Source organism: Chthoniobacterales bacterium, from assembly GCA_036569045.1.
GTDB lineage: Bacteria > Verrucomicrobiota > Verrucomicrobiia > Chthoniobacterales > JAATET01 > JAATET01.
In genome coordinates, this window is the sequence record DATCRI010000007.1 from 79,185 (window position 1) to 97,324 (window position 18,140).

General features: G+C 64.1%; 19 protein-coding genes. 10 read left to right on the plus strand and 9 right to left on the minus strand.

The genetic code is table 11. The features are described 5' to 3' along the window. Positions 1-24: 24 nt before the first annotated feature. The 3 genes from VIM61_01290 to VIM61_01300 all read right to left on the minus strand — a co-directional run bounded on the left by VIM61_01290 (position 25) and on the right by VIM61_01300 (position 1,674). Positions 25-399 carry an NADH-quinone oxidoreductase subunit A gene (locus VIM61_01290; protein ID HEY8899037.1) on the minus strand — a complete coding sequence of 125 codons (375 nt, stop codon included), beginning with the start codon at positions 397-399 and terminating at the stop codon, positions 25-27. A 50-nt stretch (positions 400-449) separates the two neighbouring features. Next, complete coding sequence (locus VIM61_01295) at positions 450-713, minus strand: hypothetical protein (GenBank protein ID HEY8899038.1); 264 nt, start codon at positions 711-713, stop codon at positions 450-452. A 121-nt stretch (positions 714-834) separates the two neighbouring features. Beyond that, positions 835-1,674 (minus strand): prephenate dehydratase domain-containing protein, encoded by an 840-nt coding sequence (locus VIM61_01300; GenBank protein HEY8899039.1) that lies wholly within the window; start codon positions 1,672-1,674, stop codon positions 835-837. A gap of 95 nt (positions 1,675-1,769) precedes the next feature. Between VIM61_01300 and VIM61_01305 the strand changes: the two genes are divergently transcribed. From VIM61_01305 to VIM61_01315, 3 genes are all read left to right on the plus strand, one after another. Beyond that, positions 1,770-2,177, plus strand: a complete 408-nt coding sequence (locus VIM61_01305; protein ID HEY8899040.1) for a DoxX family membrane protein — start codon at positions 1,770-1,772, stop codon at positions 2,175-2,177. 35 nt (positions 2,178-2,212) lie between these two features. Next, positions 2,213-2,683, plus strand: coding sequence for a LemA family protein (locus VIM61_01310; protein ID HEY8899041.1), 471 nt, complete (start codon positions 2,213-2,215; stop codon positions 2,681-2,683). A gap of 111 nt (positions 2,684-2,794) precedes the next feature. Further along, entirely contained in the window at positions 2,795-5,533 is a 2,739-nt protein-coding gene (locus VIM61_01315; GenBank protein HEY8899042.1) for a DUF2339 domain-containing protein, read from the plus strand. Between the two features lie 4 nt (positions 5,534-5,537). On the opposite strand, the gene VIM61_01320 is transcribed toward VIM61_01315, so the two are convergent. Beyond that, positions 5,538-6,197, minus strand: coding sequence for an HAD family phosphatase (locus VIM61_01320; protein ID HEY8899043.1), 660 nt, complete (start codon positions 6,195-6,197; stop codon positions 5,538-5,540). Between the two features lie 15 nt (positions 6,198-6,212). Here VIM61_01320 and VIM61_01325 point away from each other — a divergent pair, with 15 nt between their 5' ends. The 5 genes from VIM61_01325 to VIM61_01345 all read left to right on the plus strand — a co-directional run bounded on the left by VIM61_01325 (position 6,213) and on the right by VIM61_01345 (position 9,845). Continuing rightward, positions 6,213-6,821 carry a hypothetical protein gene (locus VIM61_01325; protein ID HEY8899044.1) on the plus strand — a complete coding sequence of 203 codons (609 nt, stop codon included), beginning with the start codon at positions 6,213-6,215 and terminating at the stop codon, positions 6,819-6,821. A gap of 59 nt (positions 6,822-6,880) precedes the next feature. Beyond that, complete coding sequence (locus VIM61_01330; GenBank protein HEY8899045.1) at positions 6,881-7,222, plus strand: STAS domain-containing protein; 342 nt, start codon at positions 6,881-6,883, stop codon at positions 7,220-7,222. 13 nt (positions 7,223-7,235) lie between these two features. Continuing rightward, positions 7,236-7,979 carry an ABC transporter permease gene (locus tag VIM61_01335; protein HEY8899046.1) on the plus strand — a complete coding sequence of 248 codons (744 nt, stop codon included), beginning with the start codon at positions 7,236-7,238 and terminating at the stop codon, positions 7,977-7,979. Further along, positions 7,976-8,809 carry an ABC transporter ATP-binding protein gene (locus tag VIM61_01340; GenBank protein HEY8899047.1) on the plus strand — a complete coding sequence of 278 codons (834 nt, stop codon included), beginning with the start codon at positions 7,976-7,978 and terminating at the stop codon, positions 8,807-8,809. The genes VIM61_01335 and VIM61_01340 overlap by 4 nt, the downstream gene beginning before the upstream one ends. Before the next feature lie 67 nt (positions 8,810-8,876). Then, entirely contained in the window at positions 8,877-9,845 is a 969-nt protein-coding gene (locus VIM61_01345) for an MlaD family protein (GenBank protein ID HEY8899048.1), read from the plus strand. A gap of 45 nt (positions 9,846-9,890) precedes the next feature. Here the strand turns inward: VIM61_01345 and VIM61_01350 are convergent, their stop codons facing one another. Beyond that, positions 9,891-10,082: a hypothetical protein gene (locus tag VIM61_01350; protein ID HEY8899049.1), complete on the minus strand. Its 192-nt coding sequence runs from the start codon at positions 10,080-10,082 to the stop codon at positions 9,891-9,893. A gap of 87 nt (positions 10,083-10,169) precedes the next feature. Between VIM61_01350 and VIM61_01355 the strand changes: the two genes are divergently transcribed. Continuing rightward, positions 10,170-10,379, plus strand: coding sequence for a hypothetical protein (locus VIM61_01355; protein ID HEY8899050.1), 210 nt, complete (start codon positions 10,170-10,172; stop codon positions 10,377-10,379). Between the two features lie 66 nt (positions 10,380-10,445). On the opposite strand, the gene VIM61_01360 is transcribed toward VIM61_01355, so the two are convergent. Next, positions 10,446-11,138: a hypothetical protein gene (locus VIM61_01360; protein ID HEY8899051.1), complete on the minus strand. Its 693-nt coding sequence runs from the start codon at positions 11,136-11,138 to the stop codon at positions 10,446-10,448. A gap of 301 nt (positions 11,139-11,439) precedes the next feature. Between VIM61_01360 and VIM61_01365 the strand changes: the two genes are divergently transcribed. Then, positions 11,440-12,633, plus strand: a complete 1,194-nt coding sequence (locus tag VIM61_01365; protein HEY8899052.1) for a site-specific integrase — start codon at positions 11,440-11,442, stop codon at positions 12,631-12,633. An 18-nt stretch (positions 12,634-12,651) separates the two neighbouring features. Here VIM61_01365 and VIM61_01370 read toward each other — a convergent pair whose 3' ends face one another. From VIM61_01370 to VIM61_01380, 3 genes are all read right to left on the minus strand, one after another. Continuing rightward, the gene (locus VIM61_01370; GenBank protein ID HEY8899053.1) at positions 12,652-16,212 is read right to left on the minus strand and encodes a hypothetical protein; all 3,561 of its coding nucleotides are present in this window, start codon (positions 16,210-16,212) and stop codon (positions 12,652-12,654) included. 81 nt (positions 16,213-16,293) lie between these two features. Then, complete coding sequence (locus tag VIM61_01375) at positions 16,294-17,640, minus strand: hypothetical protein (GenBank protein HEY8899054.1); 1,347 nt, start codon at positions 17,638-17,640, stop codon at positions 16,294-16,296. 6 nt (positions 17,641-17,646) lie between these two features. Continuing rightward, complete coding sequence (locus VIM61_01380; GenBank protein HEY8899055.1) at positions 17,647-18,129, minus strand: hypothetical protein; 483 nt, start codon at positions 18,127-18,129, stop codon at positions 17,647-17,649. Positions 18,130-18,140: the final 11 nt, after the last annotated feature.

Consider the following 18,140-nt stretch of genomic DNA (forward strand, 5'->3'; position numbering starts at 1 on the left):
GAAAAGGACGAAGGAACCGAACGATCAGCGCGACCAGTTCAGCGCGCCTTTCTTGATGGCGTAGATGTAGCCGAAGAGCAACACCGTCACGAATACAAACATGCTTCCCAGAATGAGCTGCCCATTCTGCTTCACCGTGTCCGTGAAGGCGACCGCCCACGGATACATGAAGACGATCTCGATATCGAAAAGGATGAAGAGCATCGCCACGAGGTAGAACTTCACGCTGAAGCGCGGCTGAGTGCCAGCCTCGGGGAGGACGCCGCACTCGTAGGAGGAGTCCTTGTTGGCGGTGCGAACGCCCTTTCGTCCGACGAGGATGTTCAGGAAAAGCGTGACCGTGGCGAAGCCGATGGCGACGAGCACATGCAGCAAGACGGGAACGTAGTCCTGAATCATCAATCGGGGTATATCGAATCGCGCCACGCTCCGCAATCGCGGAGCGAGGATTACTTGGCGGTCGCGGCCGGAATGGGGGCCGGGGGCACCAGAGCCTTCGACAGGGAAGCGAGACCCTTGTATTTCTTGCCGGTCTTCTTGACCATGCCGCGGGAGACGAGATTCTGGAGTTTCTCGTAAGCCCGCAGGCGGAGCATCTCTTCTCCCCCGCTGGCAGCGTTTCTGGCCTTCAGGCGCTCATGCACCACATCGAAAAGTTGTTTGAATTCGAAGGAGGATTTGCTGGTGAGAACCGCTACAAGCTCCTCCGTCACGAGATCAGGAAGCCGACGAGAAAACGCACTTTTTCTTTGCATAACCGGGAAAAACCAGACTAGCACACCCTGTCGAAAAAGCGCAGCCTTTTTCTACTCGACAAGAGTTTTCCGGTCGAGCTCAGGATCGGAAACGGCGGCGCCAGGGGTAGGAACCGAACTCGGCGAACTCCAGGCTGCGCTTCCGGGCCTTGCCGATCACCGCATCGTAGGCCGGCGCGCCGGGAGCGCCATCGACCTCCATGAAGAAGACCGCGCGGTCCGTGTGACCCGGATAAGGGCGCGAAATGATCCGATTGATATTCACCTTCGCCTTCGCGAACGGCTCGAGAAACCGGTAGAGACTGCCGCATTCGTTCCCGAAGGAAACCGCCAGCGCGGTGCGGGCGTCCTCTGCGGAAGCAGGCGGGCGCTCCCTCCGGGCGAGCACGAGAAAGTGCGTGACATTGACCTTGCCGCCGAGCGCGGGCCGGGCAAGCACGTCCAGCCCGTAGAGCTCCGCCGCGCCGGGGGCCGACAGGGCCGCGCCTCCGGGCGTCGCTCCCGCGCGTTCGGCGGCGGTGGCGGTGCTGCTCACGGCCTCGACCTCGGCGTCGGGATAATGCTCCCGCAGCCAGTCGCGATGGTGCTGGAGCTGCACGAAATGCGAGAACACGCGACGGACCGGCTTCCCCGACCGGCCGATCAGCGCGATGCGCACGTCGAGCGCCATCTCCTCGATCACGAAGAGCGTTCCCGCATTTTCGATGAGCAGGTCGACCGTATCGTAGATCGTGCCGCCGGACGAATTCTCCACCGGCACCACGGCCAGCGCCGCCGGATCGCCGAGCAGGAACTCGAAGATCGCGCCGATGCTCGGACATGCCACCAACCGCTCGTCCGAACGAAAGCGCTTGCGAGCAACCAGGTGCGAGAATGTGCCGATGGGGCCGAGATAGGCGACGGGAGCGGCGTTGGCCATGCCCCATTCAAAGCGGATTCCCGATCGCATCCGCAATCACCAATGCGCCGAGCTTCGTCCTCGATTTCACCCCATCGTTCCGCCAACGTCCCACGATGATGCTCACCTGGTTGACCAAATACCGCGACTTCGGCCTGCTTCTCCTTCGCCTCGGCATCGGGGCCATGTTCATCGTCGTCCACGGCTGGCCGAAACTCACCGCCGGAGCTGGCGCCTGGAAAAAAGTCGGCGGAGCGATGGGCAATCTCGGCATTCACTTCGCCCCGGAGATGTGGGGCCTGCTCGCCGCACTCGCGGAATTCGGCGGCGGCATTCTCCTCGTTCTTGGCCTGCTCTTCCGACCGGCCTGCGGGGCGCTCGCCTTCACGATGGCCGTGGCCGCCACGATGCATCTCAAGACCGAAGGCACGCTCGCCGCGGCATCCCACCCCATCGAGCTCGGCATCGTCTTCCTCGCCCTGCTGCTCATCGGGCCCGGTCGCTACAGCCTCGACAAGAACTGACGCCATTCCGGCTCGAAGTTCCCAGGAGCCTCCGAATGGAAAGCCTCTTCTACATTCCGATTCTCCTGCTGGCGGTCGCCATCCCGTTTCTCGGAATCGTCTTTCACAACCACCTCACCGCGGCCCGGAATCGCACCCGCGAGGCCTGGGCCGCGCTCGACGCCGCCCTCCGCGCCCGCCACGACTTCGTGGCGGACCTCGCCGAGGTCGCGGGTCCACGCGAACGTTGCCGGGCGAACCGCGGCCCCATCAGCACAAGGGCTCGCGACGAGCGGGAGTTCGTCGCCGCGATGCGCACCGCCATCGCCACCCGCCCGGAGCTCCTTGCTCCGCTCGGCCCGATCGAGGACGCCATCCGGTCCGCGAGCCAGGACTACGATGCCGCGGCAAAAAACTATCGCCGCCGCTGCGAAACGTTTCCGCATTCGATCCTCGCCGCGCTGTCCGGGTTCCAGTCTCCCGCATTGTTCGAGGTCGAACTCGTTTCCGACTCCCCGGCCTTGTGATCGCCGGCTCCATGCCGCGCTTCCTCCGGCCCTGACCGGCTGCCGCTCGATCGATATTGCCGCAAAATTTATCGATGAGGCGAATTCGCCAACCTCCGTTAAAGCGGAGGCATGGACATACCGGGAGAGATCATCGCCCTGCGCGGAGAACACAATCGCCTGCGCAATCAATTGGACAGCCTCGATGGCCGCATCCGCGCCTTGGAACATCCGCCCGCCCCCGAGCCGGCGCCACGGCCCATTTTCGTCACCAGGGAATCCCCCAAGCCACGCCCGCCGGCCGCGCAGATCGCCAGGCCGGAGCCCATTTTCAAAGCCGAGCCGCCGCCGCTGCCAGAGCCGCTTCCCACTCCGAAGGCGCGCCAGCTCGGAACGCCATCCGAGCCGGAATCCCTCGAGCTTCACCTCGGCCGCGTCTGGCTCGTGCGCATCGGCATCGTCATCCTGCTCACCGGTCTCGTTTTCCTCGGCAACTACGCCTACCAGGAGTTCATCGGCCGCCTCGGTGCCGGCGGAAAACTCGCGCTCATCTACCTCGCCGGTGCCGCGCTCGGCGCGTTCGGCGGCTGGCTCGCCCGTCGCCAGGCCGCGATGCGCAATTACGGCCGCGTGCTCCTCGCGGGTGGTTGCGCGACGATTTACTACGCGACCTACGCTGCGCATTTCGTCCCCACGCTCCGGGTCATCAGTTCGCCGCTAATCGGCGGCGCTCTCCTGCTCGCGCTCGGAGGAATCTTCGCCGTGCTGGCGGATCGCCGCCGCTCGCAACTCCTCGCCGGCGCCACGATCGCCCTCTCGTTCTACACCGCCGCCATCAACCCCAGTGGCAACTTCTCGCTTTTCGGCAACCTCATCATCAGCGCGGTCGCCGTCGCGCTGCTGGCCCGCCGACGCTGGATCTCGGTCACCTTCCTCAGCCTCGCCGGCAGTTACGGATCGTTCGCGTTCTGGCGCTTCCACGCCACCGGCACGCTGCTTCCTTTTCCCGCGCCGGACGCCGCGACGTTCTGGACCGCGCTGCTCTTCCCGCTTTCCTACTGGGCCGTCCACACGGTCGCCGTGCTGCTGCGCCGCATGAACGGCCTCGCCCCGCAGGCCCGCCCCGCCTTCCTGACCATCAACAACGCCGCGCTCTTCGCCCTGGCCGGTCCAATGATCGCCGGGACGTATCCCGACGCCTTCTGGCTCGCCACGGTCGGCTTCGGCGCCACGCTTCTTGCCCTCGCCGCGGTCGCCGCCCGCCTCGCTCCGGCCGAGCTTCGCTTCGACCGCGCCTACCTCGCGCAAGGCCTCACCATGGTCATGCTCGGCGCGTTCCTCAAATTCAGCGGCTGGCAACTCGCCCTCGGCTTTGCCATGGCCAGCGCCACGCTCATCGGGCTCGGTCGCCTGCGCCACGGCGGCGTCTACCGCTTCTTCGCCGGCGCGAGCGCGCTGGCCGCGAGCTACCTTGCTCTGGCGGATCTCGTCCGCGGTCACGACCACTCCCGCCTCGTCGCGGCCGGTGTCGCCGCAATTCTCACCATCGACGGCTGGTTGCTGAAACGCGCCACCGGCTTTGGCCCTCGGCTCGACTGGCGCACATTCGGCTTCGTCACCCTCGCCGCCGGACTCGCCGCCGCGGCCTGTCTCGACACCGCCGTCTTCTCCAGCGCCCTCCGCCTGCTCGCGGTTGCCGCCGTCGCACTCGTCCTTGTGCGCTGGCATCGTCTGCCGGAGGCCGCCTATCTCGCCCAGCCGCTCGCCTTTTTCGGGCAGACGCTGCTCGCGATTCGATTCATCACGGACCCGAATCCCGCCACACTCACCTCAGCTCTTGCGGGTCTCGGCTTCCTGTTCCTCTGGGATTGGCAATCCCGCGCCGGATTCGCCGGCCGGCGCATCTGGCAATCCCTGCACCTGCTCGGCCCCATCGGTCTCGGCCTCGCGTGGAACCTGACGCAACTCTCCACCGGCCCGCGCTCGCCGATCCTCGCCGCCATGGCTCTCGGTGTGCTCGCGCTCGGCCTGGTCAGCCGCCAGGGCGTGCTCGCCGCCGCCGCGATTCCGTTCTCGCTGGTCGCCATGGCCACCACCGCGGTCGCCATCGCGAATCACCTTCCGTGGGCGGATCCCGCCCTGGCCATCGCCCTCATCGGAGCGCCCTCGCTTTTCATCAGCCGTTTCGGAAACCGCGTCGGCCTCGACGAAACCACCTCGGGCACCCTTCGTAGCGGCCTGCACTTTGCCACCCTCGCCCTCGGCGTCGGCATGGTCTTCGCCTACCTGCCGGAGGCCTCGTGGTTCCTCGCGCTCGCCGGTCTTGGTTTCGCATTCTTCGTCGCGGCGAGCTTCACGCTTTCGGCGGAGGCCCTTTTCTACGCAGCCGCCCTCGGCACATTCGCCCTCGTCATCTGGACGGCCCGCATTCCCGTCGCCCCCGCCAGCTGGACGGACGCCTTCGGGTTCCTCGCCTTCGCGGTCGCCCAACGCCTCGGTCGCCGTCGCCTCACCCCGGCGGGCCGCTTCGGCGCCGGCGTGCAGGCCAGCCTTTGCCTCATTGCGGGCCTGGGCGCCTGGATCCTGCTCCACCGCCTTGCCGCAGACGTCGCCGGCGGGTTTCTCGTCACGATCGCCTGGTCGCTGCTCGCGCTTGTCCTGCTCGGCGTCGGCTTCGCGCTCAAGGAACGCTCCTACCGCCAGCTTGGCCTCGTCCTGCTTGGTGCCGCCGTCACGCGGATCTTCATCGTGGACGTCTGGCAGCTCGCCACCCTCTACCGCATCCTCAGCTTCCTCGTCCTCGGCGGCGTCCTGCTCGCCCTTGGCTTCCTCTACAACCGCTTCGCCGAGACCCTCCGCAAATGGCTGTGACGTCCTACCTTCCGACCAGCTCCGCCAGCCGCTCGACCGTGACTTCCTCGAGGCTCGCGACCGCCAGCTCCGCACGAGGGGTCAGCGCCTCGAGCGGATTCGTCGTCGCCACGGCCACGCACTTCATCCCAGCCGCATGCGCCGCGTCCATGCCGACGAAAGCGTCCTCGAAAACCACGCAGCGCCCCGGCGGCAGCCCGATCCGTTCCGCGCCTGCGAGGAACACATCCGGCGCCGGCTTGCCGTGCTTCACGTCCTCGCCCGTCACCACCGCCGCGAAAAAGGGCCGCAACCCGGTCGCATCGAAGATCGTCTCGATATTCTGCCGGTGGGTGGACGAGCCCACCGCGCACGGCACGCCCGCCTCGCGTAGCGCCGCGAGCAATTCCCGCGCGCCCGGCAGCGGCGTCACGCCGTCACGAAGCACCAGCTCACGATACAGCGCCTCCTTGCGCAAGCCGAGTTCCCGCACCGCCTCGGGATCCGTCGCCCAGCCCAGATCGGGAATGATCACCTCGTTCTTCTTGCCGAATCCCCGCTTGAAATGCCCCTCCGGCAGCGGAAGCTCCCTCTCGGCCGCAAGCAACTCCCACGATCGCTCGTGCTGCGCCGAGGAATCGATGATCACGCCGTCCCAGTCAAAAATCGCGCCGAAGTTCGCCATGCCGTCGTGTAGCCAATGAGCGAATCGTCACCCAGCACAAAGCACGTCATCCTCGTGCCCGGCATCTGGGATACCGTCGGCACCCTCCGCAGGATGGCCGACGCCCTTCGCAAGGCCGGTCTCGAGCCCGCCATCGTCCCGCTCTCGCCAAACAACGGCCGCGCCAGCCTCGACACCCTCGCTGCGGGGGTTCACGAGGTCGTCACCACCCACGTTCCCGCATCCGCCCGCTTCTCGATCGTCGGCTTCAGCATGGGCGGCCTCGTCTCCCGCTCCTACCTTCGCCAGTTCGGCGATCCGGCCCGCATCGACACCTTCGTCAGCATCGCCTCGCCCCACCGCGGCACCTGGCTCGCGTGGTTCTCCGCCGCTCCGGGCGTGCGCGACATGCGCCCGGGCAGCCCCTTCCTCGCCGCCGTCGATGCGGATGCCGTCCGCTTCACCGCGACACGATGGATCACCCTCCGCACCCCGCTCGATTTGATGATCCTCCCGGCCTCCAGCTCCGCCCTGAGTTGGGCCCGGAACGAATCCCTCCCCGTCCCCCTGCACGCGCTCATGGTCCTCGATGCCCGCGTCATCCGCCAGATCGTCACCGCGCTCACGACGCCCGCGGCGACCTGAGCCACGTTCCGACCACATTCCGCTTCCCACCATCGCGGTCGCCCGCTAATCCAAACTCCGTGGAAATCCGTAAGTCCGAGGAACAAGGCACCCCGATTCTCCAGATCGAGGGAGAAATCGATCTTCACGCCTCCCCGACCCTGCGCGCCGGACTTCACGAATTCGTCGAGGCCAGGACGCCCGTCCTCCTCATCGACTTCACTGCCGTCGCCTACATCGACTCCTCCGGCCTCGCGACGCTCATCGAATACGTCCGCGACAGCAAGGCATTCGGCGGCAAATTCGCCCTCTTCGGCCTCCAGCCCAAGGTCAAAATGGTCTTCGAACTCGTGCGCCTGAACGAGCTGTTCACGATCGCCGAGTCCAAGGAAGCCGCTCTCGCCGCCGTCGCCGCGGCCTGATAGTTCCTGCCGCGTGCGAGACTACCTCAGCCTCAACGCTCAGATTCTCTACTGGCTGCTCATCGCCCCCTTTCGTGGGCGTCCGGTTCGCCCGTCCCATGTTTTCGAGCAGATGGTCCGCATCGGTGTGCAGGCCTTTCCCATGGCGGCCCTCACCTCGCTCAGCATCGGCATCACCCTCGCCATGCAGGGCGCGCAAGAACTGGCCCGCATGGGTGCCACGAGCTACGTGCCCGACCTCGTCGCCATCTCGCTTCTCCGCGAGCTCGGCCCGTTGCTCGTCGGCGTCGTCGTCATCGGCCGCAGCGGTTCCGCCATCACCGCCGAGCTCGGCACCATGAAAGTCTCGGAGGAAATCGAGGCCCTCGAAGTGATGTCCATCAACCCCGTGCGCTTCCTCGTCGTCCCGCGCTTCCTCGCGATGATGATCATGCTGCCCGCCCTCACGGTCTTCGGCAGTTGCATCGGCATGGTCGGCGGCTGGGCCATCTGCCACTTCACCCTCGACATGCAGACGCTCGCCTACATCCGCCGCCTCATCGAGAGTTCTCATCCGATGGATCTCTACAGCGGCACGGTCAAAAGCTTCTTCTTCGCCTGGCTCATCGCCACCATCGCCGCCTTCTATGGCCTCGGCGTCAAAGGCGGCGCCGAGGGCGTCGGCCGCTCCACGACGAACTCCGTCGTCGTCTGCATCCTCGCGATGCTCATTGCCAACGCGATCCTCACCGCCGCGTTTTTCTTCGCCGAGACATGAGCGAGCCCGTCATCGAAGTCCGCGACCTCGTTCGCAAATTCGGCAACCGCACGGTGCTGAACGGCATCTCCTTCACGGTCGAAAAGGGCGAGACTCTGATCATCATGGGCGGCAGCGGCTGCGGTAAAAGCACGCTCCTGCGCCACATCATCGGCTCCATGCAGCCCAGCAGCGGCTCCGTGAAAATCTTCGGCGAGGAAGTCACCACGATGAAGACCGCCGAGTTGGAAAAACTCCGCCTGCGCTTCGGCATGAACTTCCAGTTCGGCGCGCTCCTCCAATCCCTCACCGTCGGCCAGAATGTCGCGCTGCCCCTCATCGAGAACAGCCGCGTCGCCCCCGACATCGTCGATCTCGTCGTCAAGCTGAAGCTCGAGCTCGTCGGCCTCACCGGTTTCGAGCACCTGAAGCCCTCCGAAATCAGCGGCGGCATGCGCAAACGCGTCGGCCTCGCCCGCGCCGTCGCGCTCGACCCCGAGCTCCTCTTCAGCGACGAACCCACCAGCGGCCTCGATCCCATCATGACCGCCGTCATCGATCAGCTCACCCTCGACCTCACCCGCAAGCTGCACATGACCGCCGTCGTCGTCACCCACGACATGGTCAGCGCCTTCCGCATCGGCACGAAGATGATCATGCTCGGCACCGGCAAGAAACAGGGCAAAATCATCGCCATGGGCACTCCCGACGAGATTCGCAACAGCCCCGACGGCGAGGTCCAGCAATTCATCAACGGCCATCCCGACGGCCCCATCCCACTCAAGCTCGCCAAGGAGGACTACCTCGAACGCCTCCTCGGAAACCCCCACCCCGGCGAAAAAGAAATATGATTCCTCGTCGAAACCCCATCCAGCCGTTGTGTCTTGGAGGCCGGGAGGCTAAAGATTCGCCCCTGAAATGAAGAAACTCGGAGATTGGGCCATCGCCCTGACGGTCGTCGCCTGCAGCGTGGTGCTTTTTGTCGCCCTCGCCTTTGCGCTCCAGGGCAACCCGTTCAATCGCCCCAGCCGCACGCTGCGCGCCCAATTTCCCGACGTCACCGGCGTCCAGGTCAGCTCGCTCGTGAAATACGCCGGAGCCACCGCCGGCACCGTCCACGCCGTCCGCATGCTCACCCCCAAGGAGCGCCTCTCCTCCGGCCATCCAGAAAACGCCATCGAGATCACCCTCTCCCTCAACCGAAACGTCCCCGCCCTCAGCACCGGCCTCCTCGCCAGCGTCGCTTCCGACACGCTCCTCAGCGACAAGTTCGTCCTCCTCACCGGCGGCGACCCCAAGGCCCCCGATCTTGCCAACGACGCCCTCATCGCCAGCGTCGCCCCCGTCACCTTCGACGCCATCCTCCGCGATCTCTCGAACGCCCTCGCCTCCATCCGCCAGCTCATCGGCAGTGCGGATGGCAACGCCCTCGACGGCATCATTCCAAAGGTCGACGCGCTCCTCACCCAGCTCACGACCACCGTCAATCTCGCCGAGGCCCTTGTCGCGAACGGAAACGGCCTCATCGGCAATGCCAACGGCCTCGTGAAGAACGGCGAGGGGCTTGTCACGAACGCCGACCACCTCGTCGCCAGCGGCCAGAACCTCATCGACTCGAACCGCGCCGCGATCGATCGCATGATCGCGCAACTCTCCACTGCCGCCAATTCTCTCGATCAACTCGCCCGGCGCACCGACACCCTCATCAAATCCAACGCCGGCAACGTCACGACGACGATCAGCGAGACGAAGGAAACCATCAGCGAACTCCGGGCCACCGTCCAATCCGCCCGCGCCTTCATGGAAAGCCTCCGCGCTCGCCCGCAGCAGCTTCTGTGGGGTCCGGGCCGCCGGCCTCGTGCCGAAGGCACCCCGGCAATGAACTGATTTCCTGTCCGACCAGCTCGCTTCCCTCGGGTCGCAACCCGCTGCTCAGTCGATCTCCGCGATCAGGGTGCCGAGATACTCGCCACGGCTCAATCCCCGTTCCGCGCACTGCGCGTCGATGAATCGCAACGTCGAGATCGGTAGCGTCAGCGCCATCCGGCGCGGCATCAGGTCGACCAATTCCGCCGCCAGCACGTCGGCGAGCTCGGAAACCATCGCGGGAGTCATCGTTGCCACATCAAGGATACGCGCGGCCCCCTTAACTTTTGCAGACTTTTCCGAAATTTGCGTTAACCTTCCGGAAAGGAACCAGCTCCCCTCGAGATGAAAAAGTTCCCGCCAAATTCCACGGTTTCACGACCCCACGGCATCCTCGCCCGCGTCGAGGTGGAACTCACCGCCGTCCAGCTCGATGCGATTCGTGGCCGGACCAGCACCCGCCACTGTTCCGAGGAGGAATATCTCCGCCGACTCGTGGGAGACGCCATGCTCCAGAGTGTTCTGATGATGCATCTGAACTTCTCGAACGATTGACCCGCCCGGCCCGGAAAAGAGACGCCCCGCCAGTGCACCTGACGGGGCATCCAAAGTGACTGGAACCTAGATTCCGATGCTGTCGATCTGCGCGTAGGCATTGTGGAGCCAGACCTTGACGCGCTGGCGGTCGAGCATGCCGAGCACATTGCCGCCCGCGCTCTTGTTCGAAGCCGCCCAGAAGCTGGAACTCGTGGCGTCGATCTTCGCCAGGGACGCCTGGTGCAGGCGGGGGAGCGTCACCACCCGGGCATTCATTCCGCGCGCGCGCTCCAATTCGCCGGACTTCTCGAGGAGGTCGAAATCGTCGCCGCGCAGCTGATTGAGCACGATGACGTAATTCACCCGCGCCCCGAACCGATCGAGGAGCTTCGCCAGCAAGTCCACGGAGTCCTTTCCGGAATCCATGACGTGCCAATACGTGAGCGAAAGTCCGAGTTCGCCCGTCAGATCGAACACTCCGGACTCATCGAACCATTTTACCAGCGGGTCGTGCGTCTGCGCGGCGAGATCGACGAGGATTCGCTGCTCGGGATTGGCCGCAGCCGCCTCCAGGATCAGGTCGAGACTTTCGAAGCGATCGATCACTACCGGCGAGGCGTAGCCCGCGTAGAACCGGAGCAGGGAGCCGTGCGAGCGGTCGGTATCGAAGCCGAGAAAGGGCGTGCCCTTGTCGATGAAGTATTGGGCGACAACGCGCGCCACGAGGGATTTTCCGACGCCGCCTTTTTCGCCGCCGATGAAATGAATGTTAGCCATGAGAATGTGAATTGGGTTTTGAGGTGATCGTCCTCGCCGGATTGAAAATTGGGGGCACCCCGGGGAATCGAGGGATCGGCGGGAGGACTAGAAACTGACGCCGGTAAAAGCAATGGCGAAGAAGGAAAAAAATCCCCGAATTGCCCCGGAGCTTGCATTCAAGCCGCTTTTCCGGAAACCGGGAAGATGGGTTGGCTGGGACTCGAACCCAGAACCAATGCCTTAAAAGGGAGTTGAATATCAGAGTAGTCTTTACCTCGCTGCCATTTTGCTGCCATGCTGCCAAAAATTAACCCCATCTATGGCATCAAAGCAATCTTGGCCGAAAATCCGAAAAGTCATCAATCATGGTCGCGTCATGTTTCTGGTGGATACCCGAAAGAACGGGGCAGGTGAACGACGGTTTTTTCCCACCAAAGGTGAGGCGGAAACGTGGGCGCAAGTCCAGCGCGTCCGACGAGACAATGAAGGGCATGCTGCATTCGACGATGCCGAGCTTGCGAGATTCGGCCTGACCATCGCCGACGCCATTCGATTCACTCTCGATCATTACCGCAAGCAGGCTGCCAGCGTTTCGATTGCCGACGCCATTGCAGGGCTCGTCGCCTCAAAACGCGGGAACGGCCGAGATGAAACCTACTGCCGAACCCTAGCCGCCCGATGCGGAAAACTTCTCCCTACGTTCGAAGGCCGGAACCTCGCCACGATTACAACAGCGGAACTCGACGCTCTTCTTGTGACGATTACGAACCCAGGAACCCGCAACACACATCGTCGGGACCTCTGCACCCTTTGGAGCTTTGCCGAAAAGCACGGATGGGCAGTCGCATCCATCGCCAAGAAAACAACCATCGCCAAGACGGTGGATGAAACTCCCGGCATCCTGACGCCCGCCGAAATCTCGAACTTACTTGCCCTTGCTACCAAGCACGAGGCCAGCACTGTTCCAGCTTTGGCCCTCGCCGCATTCTGCCCCCTGCGACAGTCCGAACTCGAGAAGCTGGACTGGCAAGCCATTGACCTCGCCGAGCGAATCGTGAGCGTGGACGCCCGGATTGCGAAAACCTCATCCAGGCGCACCGTCACCATCCCGGAGAATGCCGTCGAATGGCTACTCCCTCACTCGAAGGAAGCCGGGAAACTCATGCCACCTGGCCACCGCAACGCTTTCGATCGCGTGCGCGTCCGTGCTGGATTCAAGCCATCGTTTTTCGGGCGCACCGACTCCGAGCTGCAGAGGTTGATTGCCGCCGCGAAGAAGCACAAGACGAAGCTCACGGACTGGCCTGACAACGCACTGCGTCATTCGGCTATCAGCTACCGCCTGGCACAGTCCCGCGACATTGCCGCCGTGGCTCTAGAAGCCGGGAACTCGCCAGCCATCATCCGCCAACACTATCTCGAACTCGTGAAGCCATCCGCCGCCAAGGCTTACTTCGCAATCGTGCCGGCCACACCAGCGAACGTCGTTGCCCTGCCCTGCAAGGCTGCGTAGCCTTCTAATTCCACGCCGCTAAAATGGCGATGTCGGCCCGGTGGAAGGCGGCGTGTCCCACTTCGGCACCTGCAGGGATGGATCCCGCACGTCGCCTCGATTTGCCTGATTGAGCGCGTCGAGGATCTTCTGCAGGAGGTTCGTCACCCCCTCGCCACCGCCGGAATTGCCGCCGATCCCCGTCATGGAATCCACGCGGATCGAGTCGATCGCATTCCGGGCCTCTGCCTCGTTGGCACGCTTCACCTGGCCGCCGTTCCAGTCATCCGCAGTGACTGCCCTACCGCCGGAGGAAGCCTGGCTACGATTACGCAGCCGTTCTCTCCGCGTTTCGCGACCTTCCGCTCGCGCCAGCTTCACCGCCTCTTCATTGGTGAGCCCTTGCCGCTTGAGCTCGAGAATACGCTGCTCGATCTGGAGTTGCTCCCGTAGCCGCGCGGCGCCTTCTTTGTTGCCTCGATTCTCCATTCCTGCTGCCCGCAACTCGCCTTCCGCCTGGTGCTTTGTTCGCAACCCATCACGTCGCTGATTCGCGAGATCCGCATCGATGCCCGTGATCTCCGCACGGCGACCGCCAATCTCCGCGTCTATCCCGGCGACAGTTTTGCCCTCCGCGCCCGCAGCTTTGATCTTGTTCCGGTCACCGCTCTCGAGCGCCTTTCGCTGGTTTTGAAGGTCGGAAACCTCGGTATTGATGGATTCCTTTCGCAGCGCCGCCTCCTTTACCGCGCGGTCGTAACCTTCCTCCTTCAATCCGGCAATCTGCCTTTCAATGTCGTAACGTCTCAACGTCAGCGCCGCCTCGCGCTCGGCGCTGGCGGATTCCGAGACGAGACTCGAAGCATTCGCCTTCTCGGTGACAATCTCATTACGCTTCGCTGACACCTTGTTCGCAAGTCCCTCCACCGTCTCGCCCTCCGCCCCCGTTGCAGCTTGCGCGGCTAGTGCCGTTTTTAAGGCCTCCCGCTTCTTGGCGTCGCCGGGATTCGCTGCCGCCTCCACCTGCGCCCGCCGCGTCTCCTCGACCGCACTCTTCTGCCTCTCAAGCGCCTCCAGCTCGCTGGAAAGCTGCGTTGCTCGAATCTGGCTTTCCTCCCTCGCCCGCGCAATACCCTCCGATCGCAGCGCCGCGGTCTTTTGTTCCGCGTCGAGCCGTTTTGCCGCCGCGGCCTCATCGGCTTTCCGCGTGCTCTCCCGGTTCTCCGCCGTATCGAGCCCATCGAGCACATCCGTTCTCGCCACCGCGTTTTCCCTCATTTCCTGCGTCACCTGCGCCGGCGTCTTACCCAGAGCGCCTTCACGCGCCACATCGCGCTGCTTGATTACGAGATCGCGAGTGTCCGCAGGATTGTCCACGGCCGCCAATGCCTTCGCCTGCCGCCGCAGCCGCTCCTGCTCCTGGTCGAGTAATTCGAGTCGGATCTTCGCCTCTTCTCTCGCTCGCTCCACACCCTGCCCGCGCAAACCAGCGATCTTCTGCGCAGCCGCGACTTCCTGATCTGCGGCCCCCGACTCGGCCTTACCCTGGAGGTTTTCCAGCACGCCCGCGTCCCGTGCCCGCACGGCAGCCGCACTCTCCGTCGCCGCTCGCGACGGATCGTTCTCCACGCGCACTTGCTCGAGCCGCATCTGCGCCGCATTCTTCTCCTCCTCCGTAGCGCCGGAACCCGGCGCGGTCACTGCACTCAACGCCGCCTGCGCCTGGTATTCCTCGCTCTTCCCCTGGTAGCCGGCAATGGCCGCATGGGCAGCGTCTCGTTGCGCGGCCGCGTTATCCACCACCGACTGCGCTGCCGCCACATCCGCCTGCTTTTGCCGCATAATGGCGGGATCCGGGTCCGCCCATTTCTGATACGCTGCAAGGTCCTTTTTCTTTGCTTCGAGATCGGGCGTTGCCGTCGCCAGCGTGTCGTTCGCCTGCGTCAACGCAGCCTCGCGCGGCTGCACTGCCAGTCGATCTTCCGCGAGCAACTGCGTCTGGGAATCCGCCTTCGCCGAGGCAGCTTGCTTTTCCGCCGCCCGCTCCTCAAGAGCCTTCTGCTTCGCATCGCCCTTGAGATTGCCGATCACGGATTCCTGAACCTCGTTGCGAATCTGCCGCTCGAGTTCCAACCGCTCCTTCGCGAGGGACAGCCGTTTCTCGTCGAGAGCGACCGCCGCGCCCGCGCCAGATTCGACAGCCGCCTCGAGATTGGCGTTCGCGGTTTGAAGCTCGCCTTCCCGATCTTTCACCGCCTTGCCGGTATCCTTGAAGGGATTCTGGTTTTCCCGATCCTCCTTTTTGGCGGCATCCAGATTCGCCTGCGCATCCGCAACCCCTTTGTAGGCCGCGGCAAGCACTGCCGCGCGATCGGCCAACGTCCTCACATGCTCAATCTGGTCCTGGAGCTTTGCGTTTGACTGCTCCGTCGACCGCCGCATCTCGGACTGGCCTTTCGAATAATCCTGAGCCGACATCCACGCATCTCCACACGCCGCCGCCACCGCCGTAAGTAACCCGATCGCCCATCCCACCGGCCCCATCGCCAGTTTTGTCGCGTTACCTAGCCAAAGAACGGAGCGCGCCAGAATCCCCATCGCCCCTGCCGCTGCCGAACTCGCCGTCGCCCAGCCCGTAATGGCCACAGCGAACTGGATCACGCCCTGGACAGCCATAAGCGCACTAAACACCGCCAGGGCGGTAATAGCCACGCCGAGCGCACTCGTCACGGCGACCACGCCGGATCGCAGGCCGGGAATGGTCGACGCAAAAACGGAAACCGCCCCGGTCACCCGCTCCCACGCAGCATAAAAAAGCCCCACAACCTGGCTGGCCGACTTGAGAACCGGAGCAAGAGCCTCAGCCGACTTGATCTGTGATTCCAACCCGATCTTCGCCCCACCCTCAAATGCCTCTCCAACTTCTTGGTTGCTGCGTTCTTGCGTGCTCGACAGCTTCGCCTGGAGGCCCGCGATTTCATTCGCTGCCGTTTTCATCGCGCCACTACTCCGCGCAAGATCGCCCTCGACCAATCGCCACATCGTCGAAAAATCGGCTCCACTCGCAGAAAGGATCGCGATCTGGCCGGCAGTGCTTTGCGACACCGCCCCCATGTTCGCAAGCGCCTGGGCGGCATTGTCTGCCGGCCGACCATTTTGAAGGTTATCGTAGAGCGTGCCGACCGCCGCCGCCATGTCGCTAAATGGCGCGCCGTTTCTCGCCGCTGCATCTCCCACCAGGTCCATACCCCGGCGCGTCGCCAACAGCCCTCCCGTGAGCACCTGCAAATTCCGCGCCCCCACGGCCGCATCGTCGAACGAAAACGGCGAGCGCTTTGCCCACTCTGCCGTCTCGCGCAGACGGCGGTTAGCGGCATCCAGCCCACCAAGCAACCCTTTGAGCTGATCCCGATAGAGCTGCATCTTCGCCAGGGATTCGAGCGACTTTCTCACCAACTCGCTCTGCCGAACAACATTGCCAAGGTTCAAGGCAAACCCCAACGCCGCTCCGCTCGCGAGAGCCAGCGGCCCCGCAAAGTCGTTCAGAATCTTGAGAAGAGTGCCACCCTTTGCCCTCGCCGCATCAAGCGCGTCACCCATTCGCGACAAACCCTCTGCCCCCTCCTTCACACTTTGCACTCCCGGACCATACTCCGGAAAGTCACCTCGATCGCTCATGGCTCAGGGTCTTCCCGTCGCGATCCTGCGGAGCCACCCCTTCCCACCAGGCGACATTCCACGAAGCGCGCCAACTCCGGCTCCAATCCCCGCGCCAACGGCAGCTCCGCGCGCGCCACCTCCAAGCAACCCGGTTTCCGGATCGCCATCGACGACAGCGCTCCCCGCTCCAATGGCGGCTCCCACGCCGACACCTTTCAGCGCGCCCCGAGCGGCACCATTCAGCGTCGTGCCAGGCGTCCGCAGATTGATCGCTCCGCTCCGAATCATCTTCAGAACATGATCGAAGACACTTCCGGCCACTCCGAAGAACACGTAGTGCGAGCTTTGAGCCCTCTTCTCATCGAAGGAAAATCCAGCCGCCCGCGCATCGGCGAGAAATAGTTTCCGCTCGTGATGACCCTCTCTCGCCAGCGCATTCAGAAAGACTGAGCGAGCGGTCTCGGAGAATTTCGATGTCGCTGTTCGCCGCATGATTTGTCTGACGACCTCGCTCAAGCGTGCAGCGGCAATTCCAGTCGCGGCCGCCCCGGCTACAAACGGCACCGCTCCCTCCACCTGCTTCGCCTCACGACTGCGATCGCCATACATATCTTTTGTGCCTTCGGTAGCCCTACGCACCGCAAGCACGCTGCCCGCCCCCAGGATTCCCCCGAGGATAGCTCGACGACCAGGCGCAAGACCGCGCGCGGGCGCCAGCACACCCGCTGCCGCACCCAGCGCACCCGACCGGAGGAGATTTGCATCCCGTCGAGATTCGTCGTCGTCGCGAATCTTTTTGCGATAGCGATCCGCCGCGAGCTTTCCGGTGAGAGGTTGCCCGTCGAATTCGATCCCGACCAGGCGCGCACCGAGAACGTGAATCACGGATTTTTCCGTCGGACCCGCCGAGGAAAATTCGCGCGCACTCCCGCTTCGCGCCGCCCTGCGAAGCTCGATGTTTGCTTCCCCTCGGCGTCGCTTCGTTTCTTCGTCGTTCGCGCGATTACCTCGCTTGCGCATGTCGTCGCGGTTCTGACAAAGCAAGAAATCGGCCGCCTGGACAAAACGGCGCTCCATGTCGGGGCTATCATCGAGATCCATTTCCTCCGCGAGCGAAACGAGAGCAGCCGACAGCAGCGCCCGCTTGAGTTCGTTGAGGGAGCTGGTCTTGAAAGGAAATTCCGCAGCGTCGCCAGAGCCCCTCGGACCTCCGAAAGGGCATAGAATGCCCGCCTGGATCAAGGCCATAAGCGCCTCGTGGTCGATTCCAAGCCGCATCATCAAGCGGTCGACGGTTTGTTTTTCGATGCCGTCATACACACGATTCATCGGCGCGTGACGGTCCAGCAATTCAGCGATCGTTTTCATGAGTCGTTAAAAATTGAGTTCGTGGATGGCGCGCCGCGCGAAGCTCAAGCGCGCGGCACTCTTCGCTGGCACCGACAACAGCCGCGCGCTCTGTGCCGCGATTTTCGCGGGCGCGAACGTCGGGGGCCGGAGACCGCCAGCCCCCGACGCCGCCAGGCCCGCAGCGTCCCGACCGACGCCACGAAGGAGACCCAACCGTGCGAGCAAATTCCTCCGTCTCGCGACTTTCTCGGCCTGGACGTTGCCGTAGGCAGCCGCCATCGTCCCGGGCGTAAGCGCCGCCTGCGCCGCCGGAGTAAACTGCCCCATGCCGTCACGCGGCCGCGCGTCGGCGAATTCCCGCCGCTGAGACTGACGATTTTTCCGGTCGCGTTTGATCGCATTGATCGTGTCCACTTGCTGGCCCTCGTCCGCTGCATGCGCACCGCCAACAACCGCGCCGATTCCTGCTCCTGTCGCGATGGCAGTCGGCGTGGACGCCGTTTTCAAAAAAGCCGCGG

Coding starts and splice junctions, on each gene's coding strand:
- VIM61_01305 (HEY8899040.1), top strand. CDS start 1,770: ATGATGCTCACCTGGTTGACCAAATACCGCGACTTCGGCCTGCTTCTC.
- VIM61_01360 (HEY8899051.1), bottom strand. CDS start 11,138: ATGGCTAACATTCATTTCATCGGCGGCGAAAAAGGCGGCGTCGGAAAA.
- VIM61_01370 (HEY8899053.1), bottom strand. CDS start 16,212: ATGGGTGACGCGCTTGATGCGGCGAGGGCAAAGGGTGGCACTCTTCTC.
- VIM61_01325 (HEY8899044.1), top strand. CDS start 6,213: ATGAGCGAATCGTCACCCAGCACAAAGCACGTCATCCTCGTGCCCGGC.
- VIM61_01315 (HEY8899042.1), top strand. CDS start 2,795: ATGGACATACCGGGAGAGATCATCGCCCTGCGCGGAGAACACAATCGC.
- VIM61_01375 (HEY8899054.1), bottom strand. CDS start 17,640: ATGAAAACGATCGCTGAATTGCTGGACCGTCACGCGCCGATGAATCGT.
- VIM61_01365 (HEY8899052.1), top strand. CDS start 11,440: ATGGCATCAAAGCAATCTTGGCCGAAAATCCGAAAAGTCATCAATCAT.
- VIM61_01290 (HEY8899037.1), bottom strand. CDS start 399: ATGATTCAGGACTACGTTCCCGTCTTGCTGCATGTGCTCGTCGCCATC.
- VIM61_01355 (HEY8899050.1), top strand. CDS start 10,170: ATGAAAAAGTTCCCGCCAAATTCCACGGTTTCACGACCCCACGGCATC.
- VIM61_01310 (HEY8899041.1), top strand. CDS start 2,213: ATGGAAAGCCTCTTCTACATTCCGATTCTCCTGCTGGCGGTCGCCATC.
- VIM61_01300 (HEY8899039.1), bottom strand. CDS start 1,674: ATGGCCAACGCCGCTCCCGTCGCCTATCTCGGCCCCATCGGCACATTC.
- VIM61_01320 (HEY8899043.1), bottom strand. CDS start 6,197: ATGGCGAACTTCGGCGCGATTTTTGACTGGGACGGCGTGATCATCGAT.
- VIM61_01340 (HEY8899047.1), top strand. CDS start 7,976: ATGAGCGAGCCCGTCATCGAAGTCCGCGACCTCGTTCGCAAATTCGGC.
- VIM61_01345 (HEY8899048.1), top strand. CDS start 8,877: ATGAAGAAACTCGGAGATTGGGCCATCGCCCTGACGGTCGTCGCCTGC.